Source organism: Bacillus sp. BB081, assembly GCF_008368895.1.
GTDB classification, from domain to species: domain Bacteria; phylum Bacillota; class Bacilli; order Bacillales; family Bacillaceae_G; genus Bacillus_A; species Bacillus_A wiedmannii.
The window spans coordinates 1-14,253 of record NZ_QOZX01000068.1; the positions used below are offsets into that span (position 1 = coordinate 1).

The 14,253-nt window shown below is 33.3% G+C and carries 13 protein-coding genes and 1 pseudogene; 9 read left to right on the top strand and 5 right to left on the bottom strand.

Annotated elements, in window-relative coordinates; genetic code table 11:
* Nucleotides 1–199: 199 nt before the first annotated feature.
* The 4 genes from DN394_RS23345 (at nt 200) to DN394_RS23360 (ending at nt 5,923) form a co-directional block, all read left to right on the top strand.
* On the top strand, nt 200–886 hold the full coding sequence (locus DN394_RS23345) for an MOSC domain-containing protein (RefSeq protein ID WP_098149939.1): 687 nt from the start codon (nt 200–202) through the stop codon (nt 884–886).
* Nucleotides 887–1,147: 261 nt separating this feature from the next.
* Nucleotides 1,148–2,032 (top strand): GNAT family N-acetyltransferase, encoded by an 885-nt coding sequence (locus DN394_RS23350; RefSeq protein ID WP_098149940.1) that lies wholly within the window; start codon nt 1,148–1,150, stop codon nt 2,030–2,032.
* A 347-nt stretch (nt 2,033–2,379) separates the two neighbouring features.
* Nucleotides 2,380–4,134 (top strand): ABC transporter ATP-binding protein, encoded by a 1,755-nt coding sequence (locus DN394_RS23355; protein ID WP_098149941.1) that lies wholly within the window; start codon nt 2,380–2,382, stop codon nt 4,132–4,134.
* Entirely contained in the window at nt 4,127–5,923 is a 1,797-nt protein-coding gene (locus tag DN394_RS23360; protein ID WP_048566425.1) for an ABC transporter ATP-binding protein, read from the top strand. Before DN394_RS23355 ends, DN394_RS23360 begins: the two co-directional genes overlap by 8 nt.
* A gap of 498 nt (nt 5,924–6,421) precedes the next feature.
* On the opposite strand, the gene DN394_RS23365 is transcribed toward DN394_RS23360, so the two are convergent.
* The 3 genes from DN394_RS23365 to DN394_RS23370 all read right to left on the bottom strand — a co-directional run bounded on the left by DN394_RS23365 (nt 6,422) and on the right by DN394_RS23370 (nt 9,816).
* A complete protein-coding gene (locus DN394_RS23365; protein ID WP_048566424.1) occupies nt 6,422–7,207 on the bottom strand; it encodes a sulfotransferase family 2 domain-containing protein in 786 nt (261 codons plus the stop codon).
* A 592-nt stretch (nt 7,208–7,799) separates the two neighbouring features.
* A complete protein-coding gene (locus DN394_RS29085; RefSeq protein WP_176522754.1) occupies nt 7,800–7,946 on the bottom strand; it encodes a hypothetical protein in 147 nt (48 codons plus the stop codon).
* A 580-nt stretch (nt 7,947–8,526) separates the two neighbouring features.
* Nucleotides 8,527–9,816, bottom strand: coding sequence for a BclA C-terminal domain-containing protein (locus DN394_RS23370; protein WP_098705694.1), 1,290 nt, complete (start codon nt 9,814–9,816; stop codon nt 8,527–8,529).
* 397 nt (nt 9,817–10,213) lie between these two features.
* Between DN394_RS23370 and DN394_RS23375 the strand changes: the two genes are divergently transcribed.
* The 3 genes and pseudogenes from DN394_RS23375 to DN394_RS29090 form a co-directional block, all read left to right on the top strand.
* Nucleotides 10,214–10,681 (top strand): hypothetical protein, encoded by a 468-nt coding sequence (locus DN394_RS23375; RefSeq protein ID WP_001210994.1) that lies wholly within the window; start codon nt 10,214–10,216, stop codon nt 10,679–10,681.
* Nucleotides 10,674–10,862: a hypothetical protein gene (locus tag DN394_RS23380; protein WP_000287392.1), complete on the top strand. Its 189-nt coding sequence runs from the start codon at nt 10,674–10,676 to the stop codon at nt 10,860–10,862. The genes DN394_RS23375 and DN394_RS23380 overlap by 8 nt, the downstream gene beginning before the upstream one ends.
* Nucleotides 10,863–11,226: 364 nt before the next feature.
* Nucleotides 11,227–11,385 (top strand): annotated as a pseudogene (locus DN394_RS29090) (N-acetylmuramoyl-L-alanine amidase C-terminal domain-containing protein); the annotation flags it as partial.
* A 228-nt stretch (nt 11,386–11,613) separates the two neighbouring features.
* On the opposite strand, the gene DN394_RS23390 reads toward DN394_RS29090, so the two are convergent.
* Complete coding sequence (locus tag DN394_RS23390; protein ID WP_001121296.1) at nt 11,614–12,198, bottom strand: LysE family transporter; 585 nt, start codon at nt 12,196–12,198, stop codon at nt 11,614–11,616.
* A 59-nt stretch (nt 12,199–12,257) separates the two neighbouring features.
* Here DN394_RS23390 and DN394_RS23395 point away from each other — a divergent pair, with 59 nt between their 5' ends.
* Nucleotides 12,258–12,872 carry a helix-turn-helix domain-containing protein gene (locus DN394_RS23395; protein WP_074651067.1) on the top strand — a complete coding sequence of 205 codons (615 nt, stop codon included), beginning with the start codon at nt 12,258–12,260 and terminating at the stop codon, nt 12,870–12,872.
* Nucleotides 12,873–13,278: 406 nt separating this feature from the next.
* Here the strand turns inward: DN394_RS23395 and DN394_RS23400 are convergent, their stop codons facing one another.
* The gene (locus tag DN394_RS23400) at nt 13,279–13,854 is read right to left on the bottom strand and encodes a BclA C-terminal domain-containing protein (protein WP_098150269.1); all 576 of its coding nucleotides are present in this window, start codon (nt 13,852–13,854) and stop codon (nt 13,279–13,281) included.
* A gap of 240 nt (nt 13,855–14,094) precedes the next feature.
* Between DN394_RS23400 and DN394_RS23405 the strand changes: the two genes are divergently transcribed.
* Nucleotides 14,095–14,253: exosporium leader peptide-containing protein (locus tag DN394_RS23405; protein ID WP_141545481.1), on the top strand; the 159-nt coding region annotated here is incomplete at its 3' end.

The window sequence follows — 14,253 nt, forward strand, 5'->3', positions numbered from 1 at the left end:
TGTGGAGCTTATAATCACTTTATTAGAGAGGGATTGAAAAAATTTTGAAGTAAAGATAGATAAGTATCGGAGCAAGGATATTTGAGTGGTTATTACATTTGCTGACCTTTTGTCATTTTAAATGAAAAATAGACAGAGAGTTTGAAAGTATAAATTAATCTATTGAAAAATTGTGGGTTAAGTAAGAGGAGCGATTAAGATGAATAAAGTATATGAGGTACTATCATTAAATATAGGGTTACCAAAAGAGGTTACATACGGCGGAAAGGTAATTCATACAGGTATAAATAAGAAGCAAGTAAGGGAACCGGTGTTTTTATCCTTTTTAAAATTTAATGGAGATGGGCAAGCGGACTTAGTTCATCATGGTGGAGTAGATAAAGCAGTTTGTGTGTATTCTGGAGAACATTATAGATACTGGGAAAAAGAGTTGAATCAAGCCCTTGTATATGGAGCATTCGGAGAAAATATAACAATTAATGGTCTGTGTGAAGAGGATGTTTGTATTGGTGATACATTTCAAATTGGAGAAGCAATTGTACAAGTAACGCAGCCAAGACAACCTTGTTTTAAATTAGCTAAGAAATACAATATTCCAAAGTTACCACTTTATTTTCAAGAAACAGGATATACAGGATTTTATTTTCGTGTATTAAAAGAAGGATGGGTATCACCTGTTGATACGTTAAAGTTACTGAAGTCTAATCCAAAAGGTGTAACAGTGGCATTTGCTAATCGTATCATGCATAAGGAAAAACAAAATATGGAAGGGCTAAAAAGGATCTTAGAAGTACATGCACTTTCTACAAGTTGGAGAAATACATTTGAAAAGCGAATGAGAGGAGAAGAAATTAATACGAGGGAGAGACTAGAAGGAAAAAAATAATAAAAAATATTTTTTTATAAATGGTGCATTTCTATGAGTAAAAACGAAGTAGAAAGCACTATTTATATATAATAAACTTATTAATATTCAAAAATCTTAATATTGTTTTATTCGACTTATTTTCGAATAGTCAAAACATAAAATTAATTAGACTCTTTTTTTATATTTTATGATAGTATATTGATTGGTAAGACCTATTACATTAAGAGCAGGTTATATAACTAAATCTAATTTGATGGAATTAACGTATGGAGGGACAACATGGGGAATGTTGAAATTTTTGAAAAATTTCTTTTAGAAGAACCGAAAAGAGAGCAGTTATTTCCTTTATTTGAAGAAGTGTTTGGGATTACAACTCAAACATTAAATGATTTTTCGGAGAAAGGATATTGGGACAATACATATAAGGCTGTATCATTTTTACAGGATGATAAAGTGATTGCAAATGTTGCGGCATTTTCGTTACCATTGCTAGTAAATGGTGAAAGAATAAATGCAGTAGGAATTCAATCGGTAATGACACACCCTAATTTTCGTAGACAAGGACTCATGACACAATTAATGAGTAAAATGATAGAAGAAATCGATAAGAAATGTGAATGTACTTTATTGTTTACGGAAATACCTGAACTATATGCATCATTTGGGTTTAAAGTTGTGCAGGAGTATTTGATGACTATTTCATATGATAAAAAGAATAATAATGATTCCTTACTTAGAAAGTTAGATTATTATATGGAAGAGGATAGAAAGTTAATACATGAAACTATTGATAGTAGCCAAAGACTTTCAAATAATTTTTCAACATTAAACTTCCGCCCTTCGTTTTATTTGAATATGTATGACTTGGAATGGAATGAGAAATTGTATTATTCAGAGAAACTAGATGCTCTTATTGTGTATGAAATAGATAATGAAAAGTTGAAATTATATGGAGTGTTTGCGCCAGTAATTCCAGTTTTAGATGAAATATGCAGGGAAATCGCTGAAAGATTTACAGAAATCGAATTTTATTTCTCTCCAGATCAATTAGGGATTGAAGATGTACAGTTTACAGAATTACAGTCTAGTAAGTATTTAATGGTGCGAAGTAATAAAGAGTTAGATTTTAAAGGATATAAGTTCCCAGTATTAACAGAGTTCTAATTGTTTATATAGATATTTTTGATGGGGAGGATATAAGTATAAATACTATTTAAATAGGTTTATACATGTGAAGTCCACCTAAGAAAATGAATTTGAGATTAAATTTTGCAGTTGAACAAATATAGATAAAAAACCGTATTCTTTCTATTTAAGAATACGGTTTTTCTAATTGCGTAATATAAAGCACATTTATTGACCCGAAAGTCATAAATGCTTATCATTTAATAATGTTAAATATTAATTTACATAATATAATAGGAATAAGAAAGAAATTACAAACTACATCGCTTAAATAAGGAGGGATATGAATTATTCAGTGGTAATTTCATGGGAAAAGGAGATTATGTATGAAATCATTTCGCAAGTTATTACAGTATTTAAAACCATACATGTTCTTCGCTATAATTGGACCGCTATTTATGGTACTTGAGGTTGCGATGGACTTAATTCAACCGACTATTATGCAACATATTATTGATGTTGGGATAGCAAATCGTGATTTGAATTATGTAATAAAAATGGGGCTTCTTATGATAGGAGCTGCAGCACTCGGTTTAGTTGGAGGACTTGGGTGTATGATGTATTCTACAAAAGCAGCTGTTAATTTCGCTACAGACATACGAAAAGATGTATTTGCGAAAGTAGAAACATTTTCTAGTGAAAATCGTGATTCATTTGGAACTGGGAAATTATTAACGATTGTGACAAATGATATTACTTCAATTCAATCGGCGATGACGATGACATTACGTGTACTTGTTCGTGGTCCTTTGTTATTTATCGGAAGTATAATAATTGTTTTTGTAACAGCACGCGAGTTATTTCCTATATTACTTGTGGTTGTTCCAATTTTATTACTTGCGATTATATTCATTGCAAGTAAAGCGAGCGGAACGTTCAAAAAAGTGCAAGAAGCATTAGATAAAGTGAATACAAAGCTACAAGAAAATTTATCTGGAGTACGTGTTATTAAAGCGTATGTAAGACAAAAATATGAAATTACTCAGTTTGGAAATGTTAATACAAATTTAACGAAGATAAATATTCGAGCGGTGCAGCTTATTTCCATAATGATGCCAATCATTATGTTAGTTGTAAGCGGCGGGATTGTCGCAACATTATGGATTGGTGGAGAAAAAGTATTTGATGGAACGCTTCAAGTAGGAGCTATTTTAGCGTTTATAAACTATTTGAATATTATTTTAATGTCACTTATGTCTATAAGTATGGTATTTATGCAAATCGCGCGAGCATTTCCATCTGCGGATCGTGTACAGCAAGTTTTAAATACTGAGGTTGATATTATGAGTGAAACAAATGCGTTTGTACCTAAGCAAATTGGGGGACAAATTGACTTTAAAAATGTTAGTTATAGTTACACGAAAAATAATGAATATGTTTTAAAAGATATTTCATTTAACATATGTAAAGGTGAAAAAGTAGGAATTATCGGTTCTACAGGAAGTGGTAAATCCACTTTAGCAAAACTGTTACCGCGTTTATACGATGTTGATCAAGGGGAAGTATGCATTGATGGAATAAATGTTAGAGCATACGATTTACAAAAACTTCGTGCTTCAATCGGGTTTGTACCTCAAAAGGCATTATTGTTTTCAGGTAGCATAGAAGAGAACTTACGTTATGGTAAAGAAGATGCAACGAATGACGAACTGGAAGTAGCGGCTTCATCAGCTTGTGCGACTGAGTTTATTAACAAGTTGGAAGATTCATATCAATATCATTTAACACAAGGTGCGACGAATTTATCAGGTGGACAAAAACAACGTGTATCCATTGCAAGGGCACTTGTGAGAAAGCCATCCATTCTTATATTAGATGATTCTACATCAGCAGTTGATGCGAAATCAGAATCTAACATTCAATCGGCATTAAGAACAGAATATAAAGGAACAACAACATTATTAATTGCCTCTAAAATCTCATCTATAATAGATGCTGATAAAATTCTTGTTTTAGATAACGGTGAATTAGTTGGTGATGGTACACATGAAGAATTGTTAGAACGATGTGAGGTATATCAAGAAATCTATCTTTCCCAAGGTGGCAATTTACATAAAGAAGGTGGGAAAGAACATGCGTAATTTTCAAGGGCAATTTGCTAATAAAGGTGGGCGTAACGCGCCTAAAATGGGTGAAGCTAGAAACACTAAAGGAACTGTATTGCGAGTATGGAACTATATGGGGTATCAAAAGGTTGCTCTTACGTTCGTTATATTTTTAGTATTTGTTACGACATTACTTGGGTTATTAGGTCCTTATTTAATGGGAGTAATTATCGATCAATATATTGTACCGAAAGATTTAAGCGGTACGGCGAGAATGTGTTTGTTACTTATCGCGATTTACGGTGTAACAGTATTGTTAACTTGGCTACAAACATTTGTCATGGTTAACGTTGCATTAAAAACAATACAAAAAATACGACAAGATATTTTTGAGAAAATCCAAACGCTTTCTTTACGGTTCTTTGATGTACGTTCTCAAGGGGATTTAATGAGCCGTGTTACAAATGATATAGATAATTTGAATCAAGCGTTGACGCAAAGTGTTGTACAAATTATTTCATCAGCATTAACCTTTATAGGTGTAACGATTGCGATGTTCGCATTAGATTGGATTTTAGCGATTGTTACTTTAATTACAGTACCTATTATGTTTTTCGTTACAAAAAAACTAGTTACTTATAGTGGTAAAAACTTTGCAAAGCGTCAAAAAGATTTAGGAGAATTAAATGGTTTTATTGAAGAAGCTATAACTGGGGCGGATGTTACAACGTTATACGGGAAAGAAAAAGAAACCGTACAAAATTTTAATAAAATTAATGAACAACTCAGAATGTCTGCTACGAAGGCGGATACATTTTCAGCTTTTATTTTTCCAAGTATGAACTTTATAAATAACTTAGGTATGGGGCTTGTAATTGGGACAGGTTCAGTTATGGTTTTAAATGGAATGACAACAGTAGGTGTCATTGCGGCTTTTATTAATTATTCTCGTCAATTCTCAAGACCACTAAGTCAATTCGCAACTTTAATGAATACAATTCAAGCGGCAGTTGCTGGTGGAGAACGTGTCTTTGAAATTATGGATGAAGTACCAGAAATTCAAAATAAAAAAGATGCATGCATTGTACAAAATTTACAAGGGCATGTTGCACTCGAGAATGTTTCATTTGGTTATGAGGAAAATAAAACGATTTTAAAAGAAGTGAGTCTTAAGGCACAGCCAGGGGAGACAATTGCTTTAGTTGGTCCAACTGGATCGGGCAAAACAACAATCATTAATTTGCTAACTCGCTTTTACGATATACAGCAAGGGCAAATTCATATCGATGGAAAAGATATAAAAGATTATGATATTAATTCGTTGCGAAGTAAAATAGGAGTAGTTTTACAAGATACGTATTTATTTGCTGGGACGATTATGGATAATATTCGTTATGGTCGATTAGATGCTAGTGATGATGAAGTAATCAATGCAGCTAAGGCAGCATCTGCACATTCTTTTATTAAACATTTACCGAATCAATATGAAACAAAAATTGCTTCAGAAGGATCGAATTTAAGTCAAGGACAAAAACAACTTCTTGCGATTGCACGAGCAATTTTAGCAGATACAGATATATTAATTCTCGACGAAGCAACATCTAATATTGATACGAGAACAGAATTGCAAATTCAAAAAGGACTAAATAATTTAATGAAAGGTCGAACAAGTTTTGTAATTGCTCATCGACTGAAAACGATTGAAAAAGCAGATCAAATCCTTGTTATAAAAGATGGAAGTATTTTGGAAAGAGGGAATCATGAATCTCTTATGGAAGATAGAGGGTTTTACTTTGATCTGTATACGAGTCAGTTTAAAATTTAATAAAAACTTTAATATGGTGCGGTTTCTCCAGGGAGGAGAAACCGCATTTTTATATTTATAAACATTATTATTCAAATAGTTGTTTACTAAATGTTTTAACTGCGTATTCTTGCATCCAAGGTAAAACATGCGTAAAGTTATGAAAAAAACTTTATGACCCAATCTTTTACTTGTAATTTTTGGATGTACAAATTGTTCCAAAAAAGTGTTGCATGAGTATGACGTAAACTATGAAATCGAATTTTTTGTATTTAATAGTGAAATAATTGAACTTTGATTATACAACGGCAGTGGAACAAATAGAGCGAATGAAGACAACCTTAACGAGTGTTTTACCTTATATTTATATGTTTTAATAATTTGATTAATAATACAATTTGAATTTTATTAAAAAAAGACACTGTTTCCAGTGCCCCAACTTACTACGAGAGTTTTATGAGGAAACTTAAATAGGTGAATTTAAGTTTCTCTATAATATATGAGACTACAATTAGAAAATCACTTATTTTTTAAAGGAGTTAATGGGTAATTGTACGTGCTAAAATCTTTATTAAAAATATCTTGTACTAATTGGATAGTTTCATGATCATAAAAACTATCGTATGTTGGGAGACGTGGGAATAAAGGATCGGTAATATCAGCATCTGCAAAATCACCTCTAAAAATCGCTCTGTCCTTCTGATGATGCCATGATTTGGTTAGTATGTGTAAAGGAGAAGTTTTTAATTGATATGTTTGTTCTAAGTGCGCAATTTCAGTAGAGAAATTTTCAAGGTAGATATACTTTGTAACAAACTCCTCCTCAGCTGGTTCATATTGCTGCATTAAATGTGGATCTACTTGTTCTAAATCTTTCATTTGCGCTTTTAAATAGTAGAGAAAGATTTTAAATGAAATAGGCTTATTACAAAATTCATTACCATAATAAAAATTCCGAATAGGATTCCATGCTGGGTTTTCTATGTAAGGGGGGGCAATTAGTGAAAAGAATGAACTTACAGCTCTTGTATAGGGGTTTCTCACTAATTTATAGGTATCTTTTCCGTTTGTATATAAAGCCGCAGCTAGTTCAATAAAGTAGTCCGAGGAGTTTTTGTATATTTCATTTTCATAATTATGGATGAAGGAATCGTATTTTATGGCTTGTTTAAATAAATTTATTTGATAAAAAAACCAATGTGCAAGAGAAGTACAGCCACTTTTCTGACTCCAAAATAAAATCAAAGGAAAGTTAGAATTAAAGTGAGGAACGCGTCCGTATTTAATAATATTTGCAAAAGACATAGTTAACCTCCATTCAGTAATGTCAATTATTTTTAGTTCATGAATAAAGAACCTGGCATATGAACAAGAGAAGAGGAGTAGAATAGATAATTTAATAACAATATAACTTTAAAATGAGAGCGTTATTTTATAGGAATATGAAAAGAGCACACAAAAAATGTGTACTCATAACAATCTAAATTATTTTAAGGACCATGATATATCATCAAGGGCTTTATAAATATAACTATACATGCGGTACAAGAGATACTTTGGATTGTATTTTTGTTTCCAGTTCATAATAATCACCCCTCATACAAATAGTTTAATTATATTATATAGTTGTTAATTCGAATGTAAAGAAAATCTGATGTGAATTAAGATAAATTTAAACAAAATAGTTATTTTATAACCCAAAATAAAAGAACCCGTTTGTTATAAACGGATTCTTCACACAAGGTCTGCAAGAAATTCAAGGTAACTGGACCAGAGCACCATATAGAATTTCTTTTGATATTAATGTATTCAAAGAAATCTAAAATGTTAATAGTAATTAAACAAAATTCTTATTTTAAAGTTAAAGAGCGCCTTGTAGAGCGCTTCTTATAGCTAATTATGAATGTTTATGTTCAATCTTAGATTTCTTGCTTGGAGGAATAAAATGCTCTTGAACAAAGTTTTGATAGACAATACCGCCAATAATTACAATATAAAACACCGTACAAAAGAAGATTAAAATGTATTTTATTACCTTGTTCATATTTGTACCGTCCTAAAAGAGAATTATTTAGATTTTAATATGGTATGTAAAAAAAGGTGCATTTATACAAGGGAAGGGTAGCTAGCAAAAGTAAAACAAAATCTTTATTTAAAAACTAAAGAGCGCTTTTTAAAGCGCTCCTTAATAAAAATAAAAAAGAATACCTCATGATACTGTATGTTTTTTAGGAATGTTCGAGATTTAATATAAAAACGCTATTTAAGTAGAAAACATTAAAAAGGACCTAATTAGGGGTGCGGGTCCTTTTAATGGAACAATAGAAGTTTGTAAAATTACCAATATATTACCATAAAAGGTAATCGATTTCCATAACTGAAGTGTTGAGAAATGAAAGAAAACAAAATAAAAAAGAGCACCATGCATAAGTGCTCTTTAAATTAGGAGGTAACACTTTGAGCTGGATGTTTAGGCTAAAAATATATGACGTAGAAAAGAAATAAGACTTAAAATTTATTTTCCACTCCATACAAAAAGAAGCTAGCAAATGCTAACTGTTTGTTGAAAAAAGAATCCAACCCAAGTTATTTACTGACAGAGTTTCAGGAAACAAATGATTAAATTAATCTAACTTTTCAATTACAATTGAAGCATTTACATTTGTTTGTGTTCCACCTGCCAAAGTCTGCAAAGTAACCGCAGCAGCGGAAGTATGATTATTAAGGGTAAGAATATCACCTGCTGCTAAAGTGAGAATTGTTTGCCCATTGTTTTGTTGAGTACCCGCACCTGATCCATAAATGGAGTTGGTAACGGGAGCCCCATTTAAAAAGAGGGCAAATTGATTAGGTTCAACTCCTGATACAGAAAAAGAAATTTTATAATCTCCAGCATTAATAACTGTCATCTGAGAAGTTCCAAGAGTATGAGTAAAACCGGATGTGATTCTACCGTGTGAATTAAAAAGAATAGGTGCTTCTAAGGCAACAACTTGAGCTGCTGTATTGAAAACATAAGCATACTGAGATAAACCAGATACTGTAAGACCGGCAGGCCCAGTAGGTCCGGTAGCTCCAGCGGTTCCTGGTAATCCAGTAGGCCCAGGAATGCCTTGGATACCTTGAAGCCCAGTTGGTCCAGTCGGGCCGATAGGTCCAATAAGTCCTGGATTACCTTGAATACCTTGGATACCCTGAATTCCAGTCGCCCCAGTTATTCCAGTGGGTCCAATAGGACCAATAGGCCCTGGATTACCTTGAATCCCCTGAATCCCTTGACTTCCTTGAGGTCCAGTGGGGCCAGGAATGCCTTGGATGCCTTGGATACCTTGAAGTCCGGTTGGTCCTGGTGACCCAGTTGATCCAGTGGGACCAGTCACTCCGGTTGGTCCTGGTGGTCCCCCGGAAGGTCCAGTCGGGCCCGTTGGTCCTGGCGGTCCCCCGGAAGGGCCGATAGGTCCAATAGCTCCAGAAGGTCCAGTTGGACCTACAGAACCAGGAATGCCAGGAATCCCTTGAGGGCCGGTCGGGCCAGGAATCCCTTGAATGCCAGGAATGCCAGGAATCCCTTGAATGCCTTGAATCCCTTGAATTCCAGTGACCCCAGTTATTCCAGTGGGTCCAATAGGACCTTGAATGCCAGGAATGCCTTGGATGCCTTGGATACCTTGAATTCCAGAAGGTCCAGTTGGACCAATAGATCCAGAAATCCCAGGAATCCCTTGAGGTCCAGAAATCCCTTGAGGACCAGTAGGTCCCGGGTTACCTTGAATTCCAGTAGGTCCGGTAGGCCCCCGAGGTCCACCTGAAGGTCCAGTAGCTCCAGTAGGTCCCGAAGGTCCAGTAGACCCGATTTGAGGCAAAGGAAAGGCGCATGGAAATGGGATGTGACATTTCTTTTTAAATTTACTCATTTTTACACCTCCGTTATAAATAACTAGCCAATTTTTATTTATACTTTAACAACTTATGAGCAAGCAGACATACGGGTGTAAGGAAAAACCATAAAAATCACATGAAAGGTTTTAAGAGCAAGTCTCTATTTCACATTCCATACCAAAAAGAGCACCATATATAAGTGCTCTTCTGACCAAGACCTATTGTAAACCTATGACTTGTGAGTGTTCTCGAAATTAATATATGATTCAACAATTATTCAGTGCAGGGGATATTAAAAAGAGCGCTTCGGAAAGCGCCCTTCTGTAGCGACTATCCACCCTAAAAAGAATGCAATATATCATCTGAAGTTACGTTTGTTTAATTGAGTGTTTTTTGTATAAAAATTTCATTTTGTAGAAAAGGGGAATGGATATGAGATTCATAGGAATAGTAGCAAATATGTTTAATGAGGAAGATCGTTACTTTAATGCAATTCAAGGACCATTGAATGTAGGTGAAAAGTATGAGGTTGGTGTGATTATTAATAAAGCTGTTTTCGGGGCAGTTGATGGTGTGTTTGTGGAGATACAAGAGTATTGCGGAAATATTGAAGGTGTTTATCTGTTCTCGCGATACAGCGTTTCAAAGAGAATGTTTGTCATCACTGAAATGGTAACTGGTAAAATCGTTTCTCATTCACCAGTTAGTTCAAATAGAGCATTTCTTAAAGCGCAATATATGGTGCGTAAAAATATTGAGAAATTGTATAAGAGTTTGGAAATCCACAAAAAGAGATGTTATGTGAATGTGTTGATTGAAGACATACCGGAGCATTTAAGAGAGAAAGTGATTGAGAATTGTAAACGGAAAGTTGAAACGGAGATGGTACAAGATGTATAGCTCAATAAAAGGTGCTTATTGGGACACTTTAGATAAAATAGCCCGTAAAGAAGATGATAAGGTGTTAATTAAACTTATGAGAGATGTAGAAAATGCTGTTGATGATGAATTTCTCAAGCAAATTGAAGAAGGAACATTATTTGGAGGATTACAGAATAAAAGAGCAGCTAGCAAAAGCTAACTGCCCGGCTGGTTCTCCAAGGGGGAACAAGGAGAAAGTAACTTAATGGGTTGTCTACAGTATTGACGGAATATTGAGTTTTATTCAGGGCTGATTCCAAAAAAGTGACATACCGCCAAAATATAAAATTATTAAAAGGACAATTACTATGAAAGCAATTAAAGAAACTTTCTTCCAGGAATTTTTCATTAGTAGACCTCCTTTATGAAGAATATTAACACTTTATAAGGAACTGAACAAAATAATCCTTTGAAAAGAAAGTGAGGTTAAAAGAATGGAGGGTAACGTAAAGCTTTTAGGTGATGATGGAATGTTAGGGATGGAGTTCAAGGAAAGAACGATCTGTGTTTATAACACAGAAGACGATGTAATGGGGGCATTAACGTCACTAAAAATGACAGCTAACTTCATCTTACAATCGGATGGTCTAACATATTTTATCTCTGAACCAACTTCAGATGCGCAACTTAAAGGAATGACGGATTACCTTGATCGTAAAGGCTGTTGGTATGAAGTTAAGTAACGATTTTAGTTTAGTGGAACAGAATATTTAAAAATCAATAGTCAAAAAAGAGGATTACTTATAATGAGTAATCCTCTTTTTATTTTATCTCGTATGAATAAGAGTAGATATAGAAGATTACCGCCTTAAAATTAAATAAGTAATGCATGTAAGGGGGAGATTCATTGGGCATCTTAGCAATATTTTTAAAACATACTTTTAAAAAGAAAAGAAATTTAGAACTTGAATTTAATTGATTACAATTGAAATAGCACTGAAAACTAATAAAACAGCCATAATGATGTTAAATGATTTCGTATGCTTTAATAAAAGCTTTTGGAACATGGAACCAAATAAGCTCCAACTAAATGTACTCATTAACCCGACTACACCTAGAAATAATGAGAAAAGTAGAAAACTTGAATATGAATTATAGTAAGGGAGAATAAAAGTTGACACTACCGTCAGCCCGAATAGTATCCCTTTAGGATTAACAAATTGAAGAAAAATCCCCACTGTGAATAAGTTTTTATTATGTTTTTCATCGGGATCGGTACTAGTTTTACTAGTGAGTATTTTAAAAGCTAAATATAGCATATATGCTACACCTAAAATTTTTAAAGGGAATTCTATTATGGGTAGGATATTAATTAGTACAATATTAAAGAAGCTACATAAGGAAGTGAGGATGAAAAACCCGAAAGCTACTCCAAAACAAAATTGCATACTCCTTTTTAAACCGTGTTGATTGGCGTATGTCATAGCTAAAAAATTGTTAGGTCCGGGTGTGAAGCTACTTATAAAAACAAATAACAAAAAAGAAAATATAGGCATTTTAATACCCCCTAATTATTTAGTGTGTGTTATAATGACCGAAAAGAACAATATAACGTGTGCTTTTTATTATACATAACGGTCGTTATATTGTATATAGTGTAGGGGTGTTTCTTATGGAAGAAATTCAACTTATTTTAGCAAAAAATTTAAAAACAATACGTGAAAAAGAGAAAATGAGTTTAGAAAAGGTCTCTCAATTAACAGGTGTGAGTAAAACGATGATTGGACAAATTGAACGAGGAGAGTCAAGTCCAACATTAACAACGATATGGAAAATCGCTAATGGTTTGAAAGTGTCTTTTACTTCTTTAATCAATAATCCGCAACCAGATACGAAAGTTGTTTTACGAAATGATGTACAAGTATTATCAGAAGACAATGGGAGATATAAAGTGTATCCTTCCTTTCCTTTTCAAGATGATAGGAACTTTGAAATCTATACGGTTGAAATTGAAACAGAAGGAAAATTAAGTTCGGAAGGCCATAAAGAAGGGACCGAAGAATTTATAACGGTGTTTGAAGGGAAATTGATAATTGAAATAAATGATTGTCAATATACATTAAATAGCGGAGATGCAATTCGCTTTAAGGCGGATAGACCGCACTCTTATCATAATTCCGGAAGTACGCTAACTCGGTTAAGTATGACCATTTATTATCCAGCTGCATAAACTTATAATTATTTTAAGAGTATAAAGAAATGTGTGTTGATAAACCATCTATAAGAGATGGTTTTATTTTATTAATTCATAAAAAAAGACACTCGTTTGAGTGTCAACATAGTATTGCTCTCGCGTATAGGATTGGAGTATGTTTCTCAAAAACGTATTGAGATGGTTCGCATTTTGGGAAACTGTCTTCTTATTCAATGTAACATTGGCAGGGAGAAGTGTAAATTGATAATGTATATACGAAAAATTTAGTATAGATGGTTACTACTATGAATATAGTACAAATTGTTTTTATTGCTTAATCACTGTCGTGAAATTATTGAAATATTATTAGCTTTAAGAATGACGTAATAATTACTACTTTAGCAGCTAAGAATGTTTATTATAAAAAAGAATGAATCATTTATTAATCGATTCGTATAATTGTTAAAGAGGCACCTGTTGAACCACCTCCAACTAAATTAACTATGGATAATACGCCGAATATTTGAAGGGAAATTGTATTACCAGCAATTAAATTGGTTATTAAATTATTATTATAGTTTGAAGTTGATATTGCGGGTGAAAAAATAGATCCGGGAAGTGGAGTCGAAGAGTTTAATAGTAGCCTTGTACCAGCAAGTAGAGAAGTTGTTGTATTAATTTGATAGGTTAAATAATATCTTCCAGTAACAGGAATTGTATATATATCATTTGTAGCGTTCACTGTAAAATTACCGAGGCTTTGGTTATTAGAAAGTGGAATATTAGTTCCACCTAATATGACTGAAATGGGACCACCTAATGTATTATTAGCGAACATAGAGTTTGTTGTAATAATGGGTCCAGTAATACCTGTGGGTCCAGTAATACCTGTGGGTCCAGTAATGCCTGTGGGTCCAGTAATGCCTGTAGGACCGGTATTACCTGTGGGCCCAGTAGGACCTGTCAGTCTGTATGGAAGAATAATTTCAAGAGCCAGTGATAATAGTTCTTTTTTCATTTTTTCATTCTTATCTTGAATATAAATCACCTCATTTTTAAATTAGAACGTAACCGATTTAGTATTTTGAAATGGAACTATCATTTTATTATATTAATACTACTAGTTATAGCAACGGTAAAAAGTTTACTATATGTAAAAATCATTTGAGAATGAAAAAAGTAGTTATGAAATTTTTCTAAAATGATAAATGTATTATTTTGTTAAGTAGTAAACAAAAATGTGGAACGAGGTATTAAAGTGAAGCGAGATAATAAATTATCAATAAATAAAGCTATGATAGAACCTGAAAACATTGGACCTACGTTTCCAGTTCTTCCCCCGATTTATATTCCAACGGGCCCAACTGGTTTAACGGGAATGACCGGTTCGACGGGTCCAACTGGTTTAACAGGATCA

Excerpts from the sequence above, each read along its gene's own strand:
- DN394_RS23345 (WP_098149939.1), top strand. The coding sequence starts at position 200 with ATGAATAAAGTATATGAGGTACTATCATTAAATATAGGGTTACCAAAA.
- DN394_RS23350 (WP_098149940.1), top strand. The coding sequence starts at position 1,148 with ATGGGGAATGTTGAAATTTTTGAAAAATTTCTTTTAGAAGAACCGAAA.
- DN394_RS23355 (WP_098149941.1), top strand. The coding sequence starts at position 2,380 with ATGAAATCATTTCGCAAGTTATTACAGTATTTAAAACCATACATGTTC.
- DN394_RS23360 (WP_048566425.1), top strand. The coding sequence starts at position 4,127 with ATGCGTAATTTTCAAGGGCAATTTGCTAATAAAGGTGGGCGTAACGCG.
- DN394_RS23365 (WP_048566424.1), bottom strand. The coding sequence starts at position 7,207 with ATGTCTTTTGCAAATATTATTAAATACGGACGCGTTCCTCACTTTAAT.
- DN394_RS29085 (WP_176522754.1), bottom strand. The coding sequence starts at position 7,946 with ATGAACAAGGTAATAAAATACATTTTAATCTTCTTTTGTACGGTGTTT.
- DN394_RS23370 (WP_098705694.1), bottom strand. The coding sequence starts at position 9,816 with ATGAGTAAATTTAAAAAGAAATGTCACATCCCATTTCCATGCGCCTTT.
- DN394_RS23375 (WP_001210994.1), top strand. The coding sequence starts at position 10,214 with ATGAGATTCATAGGAATAGTAGCAAATATGTTTAATGAGGAAGATCGT.
- DN394_RS23380 (WP_000287392.1), top strand. The coding sequence starts at position 10,674 with ATGTATAGCTCAATAAAAGGTGCTTATTGGGACACTTTAGATAAAATA.
- DN394_RS23390 (WP_001121296.1), bottom strand. The coding sequence starts at position 12,198 with ATGCCTATATTTTCTTTTTTGTTATTTGTTTTTATAAGTAGCTTCACA.
- DN394_RS23400 (WP_098150269.1), bottom strand. The coding sequence starts at position 13,854 with ATGAAAAAAGAACTATTATCACTGGCTCTTGAAATTATTCTTCCATAC.